Annotated in this window: 12 protein-coding genes; 3 read left to right on the plus strand and 9 right to left on the minus strand. The window is 73.1% G+C overall.

The annotated features are described in order from the left end of the window. Positions 1 to 7: 7 nt before the first annotated feature. From Nocox_RS38230 to Nocox_RS38240, 3 genes are read right to left on the minus strand one after another with little or no spacing between them, the layout of a single operon-like run. Positions 8 to 1,054 carry a 2-oxoacid:ferredoxin oxidoreductase subunit beta gene (locus Nocox_RS38230; protein ID WP_219495540.1) on the minus strand — a complete coding sequence of 349 codons (1,047 nt, stop codon included), beginning with the start codon at positions 1,052 to 1,054 and terminating at the stop codon, positions 8 to 10. Beyond that, entirely contained in the window at positions 1,047 to 2,888 is a 1,842-nt protein-coding gene (locus Nocox_RS38235) for a 2-oxoacid:acceptor oxidoreductase subunit alpha (protein WP_219495542.1), read from the minus strand. Before Nocox_RS38235 ends, Nocox_RS38230 begins: the two co-directional genes overlap by 8 nt. After that, complete coding sequence (locus Nocox_RS38240) at positions 2,885 to 6,352, minus strand: indolepyruvate ferredoxin oxidoreductase family protein (protein ID WP_020544953.1); 3,468 nt, start codon at positions 6,350 to 6,352, stop codon at positions 2,885 to 2,887. Before Nocox_RS38240 ends, Nocox_RS38235 begins: the two co-directional genes overlap by 4 nt. Before the next feature lie 198 nt (positions 6,353 to 6,550). Here Nocox_RS38240 and Nocox_RS38245 point away from each other — a divergent pair, with 198 nt between their 5' ends. Next, on the plus strand, positions 6,551 to 7,315 hold the full coding sequence (locus Nocox_RS38245) for an SDR family NAD(P)-dependent oxidoreductase (protein ID WP_211212736.1): 765 nt from the start codon (positions 6,551 to 6,553) through the stop codon (positions 7,313 to 7,315). 12 nt (positions 7,316 to 7,327) lie between these two features. Here Nocox_RS38245 and Nocox_RS38250 read toward each other — a convergent pair whose 3' ends face one another. The 6 genes from Nocox_RS38250 to Nocox_RS38275 all read right to left on the minus strand — a co-directional run bounded on the left by Nocox_RS38250 (position 7,328) and on the right by Nocox_RS38275 (position 12,862). Beyond that, the gene (locus tag Nocox_RS38250; RefSeq protein WP_020544951.1) at positions 7,328 to 8,551 is read right to left on the minus strand and encodes an ABC transporter substrate-binding protein; all 1,224 of its coding nucleotides are present in this window, start codon (positions 8,549 to 8,551) and stop codon (positions 7,328 to 7,330) included. A 31-nt stretch (positions 8,552 to 8,582) separates the two neighbouring features. Next, positions 8,583 to 9,290 carry an ABC transporter ATP-binding protein gene (locus tag Nocox_RS38255; protein WP_020544950.1) on the minus strand — a complete coding sequence of 236 codons (708 nt, stop codon included), beginning with the start codon at positions 9,288 to 9,290 and terminating at the stop codon, positions 8,583 to 8,585. Further along, a complete protein-coding gene (locus tag Nocox_RS38260; protein ID WP_026214707.1) occupies positions 9,271 to 10,035 on the minus strand; it encodes an ABC transporter ATP-binding protein in 765 nt (254 codons plus the stop codon). Before Nocox_RS38260 ends, Nocox_RS38255 begins: the two co-directional genes overlap by 20 nt. Beyond that, positions 10,032 to 11,012: a branched-chain amino acid ABC transporter permease gene (locus Nocox_RS38265; protein ID WP_020544948.1), complete on the minus strand. Its 981-nt coding sequence runs from the start codon at positions 11,010 to 11,012 to the stop codon at positions 10,032 to 10,034. The genes Nocox_RS38260 and Nocox_RS38265 overlap by 4 nt, the downstream gene beginning before the upstream one ends. Beyond that, on the minus strand, positions 11,012 to 11,872 hold the full coding sequence (locus tag Nocox_RS38270; protein WP_020544947.1) for a branched-chain amino acid ABC transporter permease: 861 nt from the start codon (positions 11,870 to 11,872) through the stop codon (positions 11,012 to 11,014). The genes Nocox_RS38265 and Nocox_RS38270 overlap by 1 nt, the downstream gene beginning before the upstream one ends. A gap of 162 nt (positions 11,873 to 12,034) precedes the next feature. Then, entirely contained in the window at positions 12,035 to 12,862 is an 828-nt protein-coding gene (locus tag Nocox_RS38275; RefSeq protein ID WP_020544946.1) for a TrmB family transcriptional regulator, read from the minus strand. Positions 12,863 to 13,044: 182 nt separating this feature from the next. Here Nocox_RS38275 and Nocox_RS38280 point away from each other — a divergent pair, with 182 nt between their 5' ends. Together Nocox_RS38280 and Nocox_RS38285 are read left to right on the plus strand one after the other, a co-directional pair. Beyond that, the gene (locus tag Nocox_RS38280; RefSeq protein WP_020544945.1) at positions 13,045 to 14,406 is read left to right on the plus strand and encodes a metal-dependent hydrolase family protein; all 1,362 of its coding nucleotides are present in this window, start codon (positions 13,045 to 13,047) and stop codon (positions 14,404 to 14,406) included. Then, positions 14,399 to 15,397, plus strand: a complete 999-nt coding sequence (locus tag Nocox_RS38285; RefSeq protein WP_020544944.1) for an amidohydrolase family protein — start codon at positions 14,399 to 14,401, stop codon at positions 15,395 to 15,397. Before Nocox_RS38280 ends, Nocox_RS38285 begins: the two co-directional genes overlap by 8 nt. The last annotated feature ends 12 nt before the right edge of the window (positions 15,398 to 15,409 follow it).

The following is a 15,409-nucleotide window of genomic DNA, read 5'->3' on the forward strand; positions in this document are numbered from 1 at the left end:
CCGCCTGTCAGGGGATGCGCCAGGTGTCGCCTGCCGTGAGCAGGGCGTTCAGGTCGCCGGGGCCTTCCGCGGCGATGGCCTGGTCGAGCTGCTGGGTCATCAGCGTCTCGTAGGAGGGCCGGTCGACGCTGCGGAAGATGCCGATCGGGACGTGCTCGAAGGCGGGCTCGTCGAGGCGGGACAGGGCGAAGGCGAGGCTGGGGTCGGGGTGGTGCGCGTCGTGGAGGAGGATCTGCTCCTCGGTCACGCTGGTGCGGGCCACGACCTCGATGCCGCCGCCGGCGGCGCGGACGACGGCCTTGGTGGCGCTGGCGATCGGCTGCCCGTGCTCCAGGCGCAGCGTGATGTCCTCACGCAGGCCGGGGTCCTTGAGCGGTTCGAAGGCGTTGTCGTTGAAGATGTTGCAGTTCTGGTAGATCTCGACCAGGGAGGTGCCGCGGTGGGCGGTGGCCTCGCGCAGCACGGCTTGCAGGTGCTTGCGGTCGGAGTCGATGGTGCGGGCGACGAAGGAGGCTTCGGCGCCGATGGCCAGCGAGATCGGGTTGAACGGCTTGTCCAGCGAGCCCATCGGCGTCGATTTGGTGATCTTGCCGACTTCGCTGGTGGGGGAGTACTGGCCCTTGGTCAGCCCGTAGATGCGGTTGTTGAACAGCAGGATGTTGAGGTTGACGTTGCGGCGCAGGGCGTGGATGAGGTGGTTGCCGCCGATGGACAGGGCGTCGCCGTCGCCGGTGACGACCCAGACGCTGAGGTCGGGGCGGGAGGCGGCCAGGCCGGTGGCGATGGCGGGGGCGCGGCCGTGGATGGAGTGGAAGCCGTAGGTGTTGAGGTAGTAGGGGAAGCGGGAGGAGCAGCCGATGCCGGAGACGAAGACGATGTTCTCGCGCTTGAGGCCGAGTTCGGGCAGGAAGGACTGGACGGCGGCGAGGATGGCGTAGTCGCCGCAGCCGGGGCACCAGCGCACTTCCTGGTCGGACTTGAAGTCCTTCAGGCTCTGCTTGGCGTCGGTCTTGGGGACCAGGCTGAGGCCCTGGCCGTTGACGAGCTCAGTCACTGTCGATCACGTCCTGGATGACTCCGGCCAGCTCCTCGGCCTTGAACGGGAGCCCGCGCACACGGTTGTAGCTGATGACGTCGACGAGGTAGCGGGCGCGCAGCAGCAGCGCGAGCTGGCCCAGGTTGATCTCGGGCAGCAGCACCTTGTCGTAACGCTTGAGCACCTCACCGGTGTTGGCCGGCAGGGGGTTGAGGTGGCGCAGATGGGCCTGGGCGACCTTGCCGCCGCCCGCCCTGATGCGGCGCGCGGCCGCGGCGATCGGCCCGTAGGTCGAGCCCCACCCGACGACCAGCACCTTGGCGTCGCCGTCGGGGTCGTCCACGACCAGGTCGGGGACGTCGATGCCGGCGATCTTGGCGGCGCGGGTGCGGACCATCAGGTCGTGGTTGTCGGGGTCGTAGGAGATGTTGCCGGTGCCGTCGGCCTTCTCGATGCCGCCGATCCGGTGCTCCAGCCCGGCGGTGCCGGGGATCGCCCACGGCCGGGCCAGGGTCTCGGTGTCCCGCTTGAACGGCAGGAACGCGCCGTTCTCGCCGTTGGGGGCGGTGGTGAACTCCTGGGAGATGTCCGGCAGGTCGGACACCTCCGGCAGCCGCCACGGCTCGGAGCCGTTGGCGAGATAGCCGTCGGAGAGCAGCATGACCGGCGTGCGGTACTTGACGGCGATCCTGGCCGCCTCGATGGCGGCGTCGAAGCAGTCGCTCGGCGACATCGGCGCCACGATCGGCACCGGCGACTCGCCGTTGCGGCCGAACATGGCCATCAGCAGGTCGGTCTGCTCGGTCTTGGTCGGCATGCCGGTGCTCGGCCCGGCGCGCTGCACGTCCACGATGATCAGCGGCAGTTCGGTGGTGACCGCCAGGCCGACGGTCTCGGCCTTCAGTGCCACGCCGGGGCCGGAGGTGGTGGTGACGCCGAGCGCGCCGCCGAACGCGGCCCCGAGCGCCGCGCCGACGCCGGCGATCTCGTCCTCCGCCTGGAAGGTGCGGATGCCGAACCGCTTGTGCTTGGACAGCTCGTGCAGGATGTCGGAGGCCGGCGTGATCGGGTAGGAGCCCAGGAACAGCGGCAGCTTCGCCTGCACGCTCGCGGCGATCAGGCCGTAGGCGAGGGCCTGGTTGCCGGAGATGTTGCGGTAGACGCCGGGCGCGAGGCGGGCCGGCTTGACCTCGTAGGAGACCGAGAACGACTCGGTGGTCTCGCCGTAGTTCCAGCCCGCCTGGAAGGCCGCGATGTTGGCCTTGGCGATCTCGGGCTTCTTGGCGAACTTGTTCTCGAGGAACGTGATCGTGTGCTCGGTCGGCCGGTGGTAGAGCCAGCTCAGCAGGCCGAGGGCGAACATGTTCTTGGAGCGCTCGGCGTCCTTCTTGGACAGGTCGAAGCCTTCGAGGGCCTTGACCGTGAGCGAGGTCAGCGGGACCGCGTGCACCCGCCACTCGGCCAGCGAGTCGTCCTCCAGCGGGTTGGTGGCGTAGCCGACCTTCTGGAGGTTGCGCTTGGTGAACTCGTCGGTGTTGGCGATGATGTCCGCCCCGCGCGGCAGGTCGCCGAGGTTGGCCTTCAGCGCCGCCGGGTTCATGGCCACCAGCACGTTCGGCGCGTCGCCCGGGGTCAGGATGTCGTGGTCGGCGAAGTGGAGCTGGAAGCTCGACACGCCGGGCAGCGTCCCCTGGGGCGCGCGGATCTCGGCCGGGAAGTTGGGCAGGGTCGACAGGTCGTTGCCGAACTCCGCCGTGCCCGCCGTGAATCGGTCGCCGGTGAGCTGCATGCCGTCGCCGGAGTCGCCGGCGAAGCGGATGATCACGCGGTCGAGTCGCTGTACCTGTTTCACCGTGGTCTCTCCTGGTCGGGCGCGTCGAAGCGGGCGCGCAGCGCGGCCAGCTCCTCGCGGTATCTCGCGACGTTGCGCAGCTTGACGTCCTCGTAGCCGCGCACCATGTCCGGCAGGCCGGCGATCCGGACCGCCAGGTCGAGGTTGTCCGGGCCGAGCCGGTCGGCCAGGTGCTCGGCCAGGCCGGCGTACTCGCGGGCCAGCTCGCGTTCGAGCCTGCGGACCTCGGTCCTGCCGAACGGGTCGATCGGGGTGCCGCGCAGCCGCCGGCCGGCGCGCAGCAGCGCGAGCGCCGGCCGGAACCACGGGCCGAGGGTGAGCTTCCCGCGCAGCCCGGCGGCGCGCAGCAGCGGCGGGTGGAGCCGCCACGACGCCCTGGCCCCCTCCCCGAACTGCTCCTCCACGGCCCGGCCCACCTCGGGGAGGAGGCTGAGCCTGGCCACCTCGTACTCGTCCTTGTACGCCATCAGCTTGAACAGCTGGCGGGCCACCGCCTCGGCCAGCGCGCTCGATCCCGGCACCGTCGCCGCCTCCCGCTCGCGGACCCGCTCGACGACGGCCGTGTAGCGGCGGGCGTAGGCGAGGTCCTGGTAGGCGACCAGCTCGGCCGAGCGGAGCGCCACCAGCCGCGCCAGCTCGGACCCCGGCTCGGCGCGCACGGTCCCGGTCACGTCGCCGCCCGGCGGGTCCGCCTCGCGCGGCTCCGGGCCGGACGAGGCCGGCACGGCGGCCGGGTCGCTGACGAGCTGCCGCCCGCGGCGGAACGCCTGGAGGTTGGTCTCCACGGCGACGCCGTTGAGCCGGATCGCCTCCTCGATCGCCTCGGCGGGCAGCGGGATCGCGCCCTGCTGGTAGGCGACCCCCACCAGCAGCACGTTCGCGAACTGGTCGTCCCCGAACAGCGCGGCCGACACGGCGCGGGCGTCGAGCAGCCGGGCGTGGCCGGGGCGTACCCGGTCGAGCACGGGTGCGGTCACCTCGTCCGGCGACGGGAACGTGACCGTGTGGTCGGCGACCATCCGCCCGGTGGGCACCTCGGACGTGGACAGCACGGCGACGGTCCGTTCGGGCGAGGCGACGGCGAGGTTCCCCGCGTCGGCGGCGACGAGCAGGTCGCAGCCGAGGTAGAGGTCGCACTCCCCCTCGCCGAGCCGGTTGGTGGTGAGCAGCGGCCGGCGGGAGAGCTTCACGTCCGACACGACCGCGCCGCCCTTCTGGGCGAGCCCGGTCTGGTCGAGTGAACGGACGTGCCATCCGGCGAGCAGCCCGGCGGTGGCGAGGACCTGCGACACGGTGACGACGCCGGTCCCGCCGATGCCGAGCAGCCGGATCCCGAAGACCTCGCCGTGCGCCACGGGCTCGGGCTCGGGCAGGGCGGACGCCTCCAGGGTCGCCGCCGACCGGGTGACGGGACGACCGGGCGTGACGGTCATGAAGGCGGGGCAGTCGCCGTCCAGGCAGCTCCGGTCCACGTTGCAGGAGGTCTGGTGGATGCGGGTCTTGCGGCCGTACTCGGTGGGGACCGGCTGCACGGACAGGCAGTTCGACTTGGCGCCGCAGTCGCCGCAGCCCTCGCAGACGCGCTCGTTGATCAGCACCCGCGTCGCGGGCTCGGCGAGCAGGCCCCGCCTGCGTTTGCGCCGGATCTCGGTCGCGCACTCCTGGTCGTGCAGCAGGACGGTGACGCCCGGCGTCCCGGCGAGCACCCGCTGGGCCTCGGCGATCCTCGACCGGTCCCACACGGCGACGCCGCGCGGCAGCCGGACCCGGCGGTACCTGCGGAGGTCCTCGGTGGTGACGATGATCCTGGAGACGCCCTCGGCCAGCAGCACGTCCACGATCCTGGCGACGCTCATCCCGCCGACCGGCCGCTGCCCGCCGGTCATCGCGACCGCCGCGTTGTAAAGCAGCTTGTACGTGATGTGCGCCCCCGCCGCGACCGCCGCCCTGATCGCCAGGGAGCCGGAGTGGTCGAAGGTGCCGTCGCCGAGGTTCTGCACGTAGTGGCCGCGCTCCACGAACGGCGCCATGCCGAGCCACTGCAGCCCTTCGCCGCCCATCTGGGTGAGGCCGGTGACGTCGCCCACCTGGCTCTCGTCCATGAGCACGACCATCGCGTGGCAGCCGATGCCGCCGCCGACCAGGCTCGCGCCGCCCGGCTTGGTGGAGGTGTTGTGCGGGCAGCCGGAGCAGAAGTACGGGGCCCGCCGCAGCAGCGGGAGCCGGCGGCCGGCCGGTACGGGCGCGGCGGCCTCGGGGGTGACCGGGACGCCGTTGGCCGCCAGCCTGCGGCGCAGCCGGGGAAGGACGGTGTCGGCGTCCAGCTCGCCGTGGGCCGGGATCAGCTCGCTCCCGTCGGCGTCGTGCTTGCCGGTGACGCGGGGCGCGGCCGGGCCGCCGTAGAGGAGGTCGCGGACCGCCGACTCCAGGAACGACCGCTTCTCCTCGACGACCACGATCTCGTCCAGCCCGTCGGCGAACTCGCGGACGGTCTCCGCCTCCAGCGGGAAGGGCATGCCGACCCGCAGCAGCCGGACCGGGCCGTCGGCCAGCCCCTGCTCGTCGATGCCGAGCCGGCGCAGCGCCTCGACCACGTCGAGGTACGTCCGCCCGGCCGCGACCACGCCGACGCGGTCCCGGTCCCCGGCCCCCACGACGCGGTTGAGCCGGTTGAGCCGGGAGTACTCGCGGGCCAGCCGCAGCCGTACGGTGACGAGGTCGCGTTCGAGCGGCCCGAGCGTGGGCTGGAGCAGGCGGGCGGTGGGCCGGTGGCGGCCCGCGCCGGGCGGCAGCAGCGGCTCGGGCCGGTCGTCGCCGAGCGTCACGGTGGAGGAGCCGTCGGCCACGGCGGTGACGATCTTCAGCGCGACCCAGAGGCCGCTGGCCCTGGACAGCTCGACGGCGTGCCTGCCGAGGTCGAGCACCTCCTGGGAGTCGGCCGGGTAGAGGATCGGCATGGCCAGGTCGGCCAGCGCGGGCTCCGACGAGGAGGGCACGCTGGAGGACTTGGCGGCCGGGTCGTCGCCGACGAGCACGAGGGCGCCGCCGTTCGGGTGCGCGCCCATGAGGTTGCCGTGGCGGAGCGCGTCGGTGGCGCGGTCGAGGCCGGGGGCCTTGCCGTACCAGATGCCGAGGACGCCGTCGTAGCGGGCGTCGTCGAAGGTGCCCGCGAGCTGGCTGCCCTGGACGGCCGTGGCGGCGCTCTCCTCGTTCAGGCCGGGGCTGAAGACGACGTCGCTGGCTTCGAGGAGCCGGCGCTGCCGGTGGAGCTCCAGGTCGTAGCCGCCGAGCGGGGAGCCCTCGTAGCCGGAGACGAACGTGGCGACCCGCCGGCCGCGGGCGAGGTCCCTGCGGTGCTGCTCGATCGGCAGCCGGGCCAGGGCCTGGACGCCGGTGAGCTGGACCAGGCCGGTCGTGGCCGCGTAGCGGTCCTTCGGGGTCACCCGCTCCGAGATCTCCGTCATCGCGCTGTTCCTTCCAGGGGCCCGCCGCTGGCCAGATTGAGCCAGAGCGCGGCCGGGGCGCTCAAGGGGGTGTGGGCCAGTGGTCTAGTAGCGGCCGCGTCCCCGCCGCGACCGCTGGCCGGATGACTAGTGGCTAGCTCTTTCACGACGCTTCGCTCTACGATCGCGTTCCGACAGCGTCAAGGTCAGGAGGCGGCGATGGGACGTGCGATCGAAGGGATGCCGGTGCTGGTCACCGGAGGGGGATCGGGCATCGGCGAGGCGGTGGTCCACCGGCTGGTCGAGGCGGGCGCGAAGGTGACGCTCTCCGGCCGGCGGGCGGACCGCGTCGAGGCGGTCGCGAGGAAGGCCGGCCCCGGCGCGCGCGCCGTCGTCGGCGACGTCACCCGCGCCGAGGACCGCGAGCGCATGGTGGCCGCCGCCGTGGAGCACGGCGGCGGGCTGGAGGCGGTCGTGCACTCGGCGGGCAACATGTACCGGAGCGCGGTCACGGACCTCGACGAGAAGGCGCTGCACGACGTGTTCGCCTCCAACACGATCGGCCCGCTGATGCTGACCGCGCTCGCCGTGCCGTACCTGCGGGAGCGTTCAGGGGCCGTGGTGTTCTTCGGCTCGGTGCACACGCAGCGGGCCTTCCCGGGCGCGTCCCCTTACGCCGCCACTAAGGGCGCGCTGGAGACGCTGACCGGGGTGCTGGCCGCCGAGCTCGGCCCGCAGGGCGTGCGGGTGAGCTGCGTACGGCCGGGCGGGGTGCTCACCGAGATCAACCAGCGGGCGGGGCTGATGGACGACGCCACCGCCGCCGAACGCATGCGCTCGCTCGGCCCCGCCCACGCCCTGGGCCGGTCGGGCACCGCCGACGAGGTCGCCGAGGCGGTCGAGTACCTGCTGGCCGCCGAGTGGGCGACCGGCAGCGTCCTCACCATCGACGGCGGCCTCGGCCTGGGCGTCACGAACGCGTGACGCCCGGGAGGGTCAGGAGACGGGCCGGCCGGGAAGCACCCAGTCGTCGGTGACGAGCTTCCAGGCCGAGCCGTCCCACTCGGCCACCTTCGCGCCGGTGGTGCCGACGTGCCCGCCGCCGGCCGCCGGACCGAACGTGATCGGCGGGTAGATCCCTGACTTGTGGTCCTTGAGGGACTCGGCGGTCTTCGTGAAGTTCGCCCAGCTCAGGTCGTCGCCCATGCGGGAGACGATCTCGAAGAAGATCTTGGTGTTGGCGTACGCCTGCAGCGCGTACGCGCTCCCCACCTCGGACGGCGCGGCGGCCTGCTGGGCGGTGCGCCAGGCGGCAGCCTCGGGCGCGTCGGAGACCGGCAGCTCGGAGATGAGCGTGCCGTGGATGCCCTTCGCCGCCTCGCCCGCCGGGCCGACCGTCCCGGCGCTGCCGGTGGTCACCGTCGAGGACGTGCCCATGATCCGCGGCTGCCAGCCCAGCTCGCGGACCGCCTTCATGACCAGCGCCGACTGGGTGTTGTCGGTGCCGAGCACGATGGCCTCGGGTCCCGCGTCGCGCACCTTGAGCACCGCCGAGCTGACCTCGGTGGAGTTGGGCTCGGTGGTCTCGTTCGCGACGACCTCCAGCCCGGTGGCCGCCGCCTCCGCCTTGACGCCGTCGCGGATGGCGTGCCCGAGCTCGTTGTCCTGGCCGATGACGGCGAGCTTCTTGACGCCCTTGCCGGCGAGGAAGTCCACGATCACCCGGGCCTGGTCGTGCTGGCTGGTGCCGAGCAGGAACACGGAGTCCTGCTTCGGGTCGGGCGGCAGCACCGGGGCGAACAGCGGCAGGCCCTTCTGCTTCAGGTACGGGTAGCTGCCCGGGATGTTGGCCGAGCCGGCCGGGGAGACCACGGCGTACACCTTCTCCTGGTCGCCGAGCCTGCGGATGTTGGCGACGCTGCGCGCGGCCTCGAAGCCGTCGTCGAGGACGACGAGCCGTACCTTGCGGCCGTTGACGCCGCCCTTGTCGTTGATCTCCTTGACCGCCGCGTTCAGCCCGCCCTCGAAGCCCTTGCCCGAGGTGGAGGCGCCGCCCGAGAGCGGCAGGGTGGTGCCGATGACGATGCTGTCGTCGGTGACGCCCTGCACCGCCGCCGCGCCCGCGCCGGGCGGGGCGGCCGCCTGGGACGAGCAGCCGGCGACGGCGAGAGCGGTCAGCAGGGCGGGCAGTGCGGTACGCGAAAATCGTCGCCGGCTCATGGGGGGTGCCTCCAGATGTGGTGCGTGGTTCTCAGCCGAGGTAGGCGCGGACGAGGTTCTCCGAGCCCGCGAGCTCGCGGGCGGGGCCGGACGTGTGCACGGCGCCGCCCGCGAGCACGTAGGCGCGGTCGGCGATGTCGAGCACGGCGGAGTTCTGCTCGACCAGCAGGAACGCGGTGCCGGACTCCTCGCGCAGCCGCGCGACCAGCCCGAGCAGCTGGGTGACGAGGATCGGCGCGAGCCCGAAGGACATCTCGTCGACCATGACCAGGCGGGGCCGGCCGAGCAGCGCCCGCGCGACGGCGAGCATCTGCTGCTGGCCGCCGGACAGCGAGCCGGCCGGGGCGGCGAGCTTGTCGCGCAGCGCGCCGAAGACGTCGAGCAGCCGCTCCTCGTCCTGGGCGACGTCGCGGGCGCCGCGCCCGCGGGCGGTGGCGCCGAGGCGGAGGTTCTGCCGCACGGTGAGCGAGGACAGGATGCCGCGGCCCTCGGGGACGTGCCCGAGCCCGAGCCTGGCCCGCGCCTCCGGGGTGCGCGCGCCCAGGGTGACGCCGTCGAAGGTCACCGTGCCCGACCAGGTGGGCAACACCCCGGACACGGTCCGCAGCGTGGTGGTCTTGCCGGCGCCGTTGACGCCGAGCAGCGCGACGATCTCGCCCTCCGCCACGTCGAGGTCGACCCCGCGCAGCACGGGCACCCGGCCGTAGCCGGAGGTCAGGTCACGTGTCGACAGCAGCAACGCCGGCTCCCAGGTAGGCCTCGACGACATCGGGGTGGGCGACGACCTCGGCCGGGGTCCCCTCGGCGAGGATGCGTCCGAAGTGCAGCGCGGCGATCCGCGGGCAGAGCCGCGCGACCAGCTCCAGGTCGTGCTCGATGATGAGGATGGACAGCTCCTCGCGCTCGCCGATCCTGGACAGCGGCTCGACCATCCTGGTGACGTCGGCGGCCGACAGGCCCGCGGCGGGCTCGTCGAGCAGCACCACGCGCGGCCTCGGGGCGAGCGCGCGGGCCACCTCGACGATCTTCTGGCTGCCGAGCGGCAGGTTGCCGACGGGCTCGGCGGCCCGCTCGGCCAGGCCGAACGCCTCCAGCAGCTCGCGCACCCGCGCGCGGGCCTCGCGGGCGGCGCGGGAGAGCCCGAGGTAGTCGGCGAGCGTGGACGCCCCGGCGTCCAGGCCGACGAGGACGTTCGCCTCGACGGACAGCTCGGCGACCAGCCGCGGCGTCTGGAACGTGCGGCGCACGCCCTTGCGGGCCACGGCGGCGGGGCGGCCGGCCGGGATCCGCTCCCCGCCGATCGTGACGGTCCCGCCGGTGGGCCGGACGTAGCCGGTGACCACGTTGAAGACCGTCGTCTTGCCCGCGCCGTTGGGGCCGATGAGCCCGGTGAACCCGGGGCCGACGGAGAGGTCCACGCCCTTCAGCACCTCGTTGCCGCCGAAACGCACCGCGATCCCGGACAGCTCCAGCACGCCGCTCATGAGGCCGCCGCCGTGACGGGCCGCTCGGGGGCCCGGCGCCGGTCGCGCAGCCGGGCGGGCAGGGACGCGAGCCCGCGCGGCAGGAAGGCGATCGCGAGGGCGAGGATGAGGCCGTAGACCAGGCGCTGCCAGCTCCCCAGGTCCTGGAGCAGGTCGCGGAGCACGACCACGACGATCGCGCCGAGGAACGGGCCGACGACGTAGCCGACGCCGCCGAGGAAGGCGAGGACCAGGAACTCGATGAGCAGCCCCATGTCGAAGATCTCCGGCGTCAGGTACGACAGGCACTGCGCGTAGAGCGCGCCGGCGACGCCGCCGATGAAGGCGGACAGGGCGAACGCCAGCAGCTTGGTGCGCATCGGGCTGATCCCGAGCGACGGGGCGGCGATCTCGGCGTCGCGCACCACCCGGAGGCGGCGGCCGAGCCCGGCCCGCCCGGCGCGTACGACGGCGACGGTCGTGACGGCGGCGACGGCGAGGCACAGGTACCAGCGGCTGCCGTCCACGTCGATGCCGGGCAGGACGACCGCCTCGACGGCGACGCCGGCGATGCCGCCGGTGACCGGGACGGCCTCGACGAACACCCGGATCATCAGCTCGGCGAACGCGAGCGTGGCGATGGCCAGGTAGAACCCGCGCAGCCGGGTCGCGGGCAGGCCGATCAGCACTCCGGCGAGGGCGGCGACCAGGCCCGCGGTGACCGTGGCGAGCGGCCACGGCCAGCCCTGCGCGACCAGGTACGTCGTCGTGTACGCCCCGACGCCGAGGAACCCGGCCTGCGCCAGCGCGATCTGCCCCGACCAGCCCATGATGAGGACGAGCCCCAGCCCGGCGGTCGCCGTCACCATGACCAGGCACGCCTGGAAGAGCAGGTACGGATTCACCAGGCCGGGCAGCGCGAGCAGGACGAGCCCGCCCGCCAGCGCGGCGGCCCAGCCGGCGGCCCGCCGCGGCGAGCCGGGGAACGTGGGCGGCATCAGACCTCCCTCGCCTGATGGCGGCCGAACAGGCCCTGCGGCTTGACCGCGAGCACGACGACGATGGCGAGCAGCGCGATCGCCGTCTTGCTGGACGTCGAGACGTACGCGCCGGCCAGGTTCTCGGCGACGCCGAGCGCGAGCCCGCCGACGAAGGCGCCGATCACGCTGGAGAACCCGCCGAGCGTCGCGGCGACGAAGCCCTTGATGAGCAGCCCGGACCCGTTCTGGTCGGTGAGCAGCGACGCCTGGCCCTGGAGCAGCAGCGCGATCGTGGCGATCGCGCCCGCGAGCGCCCACGAGGTGCGGAACACCGTGGTGACCGAGACGCCGAGCAGCCGCGGCGTCACCCGGTCCTCGGCGATGGCCTGCATCCGCACGCCGAGCGGGGTGCGGAAGAACAGCACGAGCGCGACCGTCACGGCCAGCCCGGCGCCGATGCTGAGCAGTTGCTCGTAGGCCACGATCTGGCCGGCGACGGTGAACGAGCCCGCGAACGGCGAGTCGATCTTGCGGGGCTCGGAGCCCCACACGAGCTGGACGACCGCGTTGATCACCACGAACACCGCGATCGTCATCAGGACCGTGGCGAAGTGGTTCTCCGCCAGGATCGGGCGGATGGCGGTGCGCTCCACCACGACGGCGAGCACGACGCCGATGAGCAGCCCGGCGGGCACCGCCGCCCACCAGGACAGGCCGGCCCCGTCGATGAGCGCCCAGGTGCAGAACGCGGGTAACAGCCCCAGCTCCGCCATCGCGAAGTTCGGCACGTCGGTCGCCTTCAGCACGAGGACGATGGCGAGCGCCATGAGGGAGTACCAACTGCCCGCCTGCAGCCCGCTGATGATCTGTTGCCACACGGTTGCGCCTCCAGCGTTAGTCGTGAGGATGCTAACGCCGAAAGCGGAGAGGTAACAGACCCTATTTGCCGACGATGAGGGCAGGCGCGGCGCGGCCCCGGACACGCGAACGGCGGGCACCCGCCGAGGGATGCCCGCCGTCCGCCGCCGTCAGCTCTGGCGTCAGCTCTGGCCGCGCCCGCCCGGCGCGCCCGCCTTCCTGAGCAGCGTGGCCGCCGCGCCGTGGTCGGCGCGCAGCCGCAGCAGCGCCGGGTCCGACTTCCAGAAGGACTCGAAGTCGTCGGCCGCGAACCGCTCCACGATCAGGTGCATCGCGATGTCGTGGCGGACGTACTCGACCGCCACCAGCACCACGGCGGGATCGTCGGTGTAGACACCCCAGGCGTCCTCGTTGACCACGCCGCCGATGACCGCCTGCCGCCGGTCGGCGACGACGACGAGGAGCCGGCAGCCGAGGTTCTCCAGCGCCACCTGCGGGCTGGAGAAGCGGTGCCTGGTGGTGTGGCCGACGGGGTCGGGGTCCTCGCCGAAGACGACGGTCGACACGTCGACGCCCTCGGCCTGGGCGCGGCGGGCGAGCGGCTTGAGCGGCTCCAGCTCCGCCGGCCAGCCGGACAGGAACAGGTCGCGGCGCGCGGCGGCGACGACGTCCTCGGCCCTGGTGAGCAGGGAGGACCGGTCGGCGAGGTTGTGGATCAGCCGCACCTCGGCGGGCGCGGCCACCTCGGGCAGCGTCTCGCTCAGGGTGGTGATCGACTGGTCGAACTCGCGGCGCATGCGGTCGAGCAGCGACATCGGCGGCAGCGAGATGTAGCCGACGCCCGCCTCGCCGAGCCGCACCTCGTAGGCGGCGCCCCTGCTGACGAGCTTGCCCAGCGTCTCGTAGACCGTGCTGCGCGGCACGCCCGAGCGCTTGGCCACCTCGTAGCCGTTGAGCGGCGTGCCGGCGGCCACGAGCGCGACGTAGGCCTTGGCTTCGTAGCCGGACATGCCGAGACGCTGAAGCTCTTCGATCACTCTCTGCTGGGACACTTCGCCATCGTCGCACTCCCCCGGCCTCAGGACGAATCGCGAGGACCGTCTCCCCGCGAGCGGGCCAGCACCGCCAGTCTAGTCAAGGCCGCCGATAGTCGTTAACCTTCCAACGCATACCGAGGTTCAAGGGGGTACCCATGGCCGACAGCATCCTGATCACCGGAGGCGCCGTCCTCGACGGGACCGGCGCGCCACCACGGGCGGACGAGGCGGTGCTGGTGCGCGGCGACCGCATCGCCGCCCTCGGCGCCGACGCCCTCGCGCAGGCCGAGTCGGACGGCGTGGACGAGCGCGTCGACGCCACCGGCCGCACGGTCATGCCCGGGCTGATCGACGCCCACACCCATCTCAGCTTCGGCGAGCCGACCGGCAACGACGAGCTCTTCCACCACCGGACCCAGGGCTACAGCTCCATGCTGTCGGCGTACCACGCCCGCAAGGTGCTGCGCGCGGGCGTCACCGGCGTGCTCGACGCCGACTGCCTCTGGTCCATCGGCGTCGAGCTGCGCGACGCCATCGAGACCGGCATCGTGGAGGGCCCGCGCATGCGCGCGGGCGGCCAGGCGCTGATGACGATGCTCGGCGGCACGGCCGGCCGGATGATCGCCGACGACGGCACCACCGGCTACGCGACCGTCGTGCACAACCGCGACATGATGGTCAGAGAGGTACGCCGCCAGATCAAGCACGGCGTCGACTGGATCAAAATCATGGTCACCGGCCAGATCCCGACCATGAAGGGCCCCGAGGTCAAGGTCTGGAACCTCGACGAGCTGCGGGCCGTGTGCGACACCGCCCACGAGCTGAACACCAAGGTCGTCGCGCACTGCCGCAACTCCGAGAGCACCCGCGACGCCGCCCGCGCCGGCGTGGACCTGATCTACCACGCCTCGTACATGGACGACGAGGCCCTGGAGGCGGTCGTCGAGTCGGGCAGCGCGCTGTGCCCGACGTTCACACTGCTCGGCAACCTCGCCGACTACGGCGCGAAGGTGGGCAGCGCACCCGAGCTGCTCGACGTCTTCCGCGCCGAGATCGAGATCACGGCCGCGCAGATGGCCAAGGCGCACGCGGCCGGGGTGCCGTTCCTCGCCGGCTCCGAGACCGGGTTCGCGGTCACCCCCGTCGGCGAGTGGCACGCGCGCGAGCTGGAGATGTTCGTCCAGTACATGGGGATGAGCCCCATGGACGCGATCGTCGCCGCCACCCGCAACGGCGCGTTCGCCCTGCGGATGGAGGGCCAGGTCGGCACCCTGGAGACGGGCCGGCTGGCCGACATCCTCGTCGTGGACGGCGACCCGCTCCAGGACGTCACGATCCTCCAGGACCGCTCCCGCCTGGCCGAGGTGATCAAGGGCGGGCGGCGCGTCGACCTCGTCACCCCGATCCCGGAGCGGCGCATGCGCTCCACCGACCAGGTCCGCTTCCTCGCCTCCTGCCCGCTCACCCGCGGCCTCGCGCTGACGGAGGAGCAACTGGAGAAGCTGGCCCGTGTCTGACCGCCCCACCGGCCGCCCGCCGGTGATCGACGTGCACGCCCACGCCGTCCTGGAGGTCGGGCACGGGGCGGAGCTGGGCACGTCGCCCGACGGCACGCCGTACTACCGCGTCGGCGACTACGTGCTCCACGGGGTGCGCTACGCGGGCACCCCGTTCATGGACGTGGACCTGCGCGTCGCGGCCATGGACGAGGCGGGCATCGACGTGCAGCTGCTCTCGCCCAACCCGCTCACCTACTTCGGCCGGCTGGAGCCGGGCGCGGCGGCGGCGTACGCGCGGGCGCACAACGACGCGCTCGCCGCGCTGGCGGCCCGGTATCCGGCCCGGCTGCTCGCCGCCGCCCAGCTCCCCGCCCAGGACGTCGCGGCGTCGGTCGCCGAAGCCCGCCGCGCCGTCCGCGAGCTCGGCATGGTCGCCGTCTACCTCGACACCGACCCCGCCGGCCGCACCCTGGACGACCCGGACCTCGACCCGCTCTACGAGGCGCTGGTCGAGCTGGACGTCCCGCTGTTCGTGCACCCGTCGCCGCTCGGCCCCGACGGCCCGCCCGAGGACCCCCGGCTGCGGCGCTTCGACCTCGACCTGCTGCTCGGCTTCGCCCGCGACGAGACGCTGGCGGTGGCCGCGCTGGTCTTCGGCGGCGTACTCGACCGCCACCCCGGGCTGGACGTGTGCGTCTCGCACGGCGGCGGGGCCGCCCCGTTCGTGGCCGGGCGCTTCGCCCGCGCGGTCGGCAAGCGCGCCTGGGCGGGCGACCGGCTGCGGGAGAACGGGTTCGAGCACTACTACCGCCGCCTGTGGTTCGACACCCACGTGCACGACGCTGACGCCCTCGCCCTGCTCGTCTCGCGGGCCGGCATCGGGCGGCTGGTGTTCGGCACCAACTTCGCCGGCTGGGACTCCGGCGCGCACGAGACCCCTGACCTCGACCCCGCGCTGCTCGCCGCGAACGCCGCCCGCCTGCTGCGCAGGAAGGAATGGCTCCCATGACCGCATCCGCGC

The sequence above is a fragment of the Nonomuraea coxensis DSM 45129 genome (genome assembly GCF_019397265.1).
In the GTDB taxonomy this organism is placed as follows: domain Bacteria; phylum Actinomycetota; class Actinomycetes; order Streptosporangiales; family Streptosporangiaceae; genus Nonomuraea; species Nonomuraea coxensis.

Excerpts from the sequence above, each read along its gene's own strand:
- Nocox_RS38260 (WP_026214707.1), bottom strand. The coding sequence starts at position 10,035 with ATGAGCGGCGTGCTGGAGCTGTCCGGGATCGCGGTGCGTTTCGGCGGC.
- Nocox_RS38240 (WP_020544953.1), bottom strand. The coding sequence starts at position 6,352 with ATGACGGAGATCTCGGAGCGGGTGACCCCGAAGGACCGCTACGCGGCC.
- Nocox_RS38245 (WP_211212736.1), top strand. The coding sequence starts at position 6,551 with ATGGGACGTGCGATCGAAGGGATGCCGGTGCTGGTCACCGGAGGGGGA.
- Nocox_RS38250 (WP_020544951.1), bottom strand. The coding sequence starts at position 8,551 with ATGAGCCGGCGACGATTTTCGCGTACCGCACTGCCCGCCCTGCTGACC.
- Nocox_RS38280 (WP_020544945.1), top strand. The coding sequence starts at position 13,045 with ATGGCCGACAGCATCCTGATCACCGGAGGCGCCGTCCTCGACGGGACC.
- Nocox_RS38265 (WP_020544948.1), bottom strand. The coding sequence starts at position 11,012 with ATGCCGCCCACGTTCCCCGGCTCGCCGCGGCGGGCCGCCGGCTGGGCC.
- Nocox_RS38275 (WP_020544946.1), bottom strand. The coding sequence starts at position 12,862 with ATGTCCGGCTACGAAGCCAAGGCCTACGTCGCGCTCGTGGCCGCCGGC.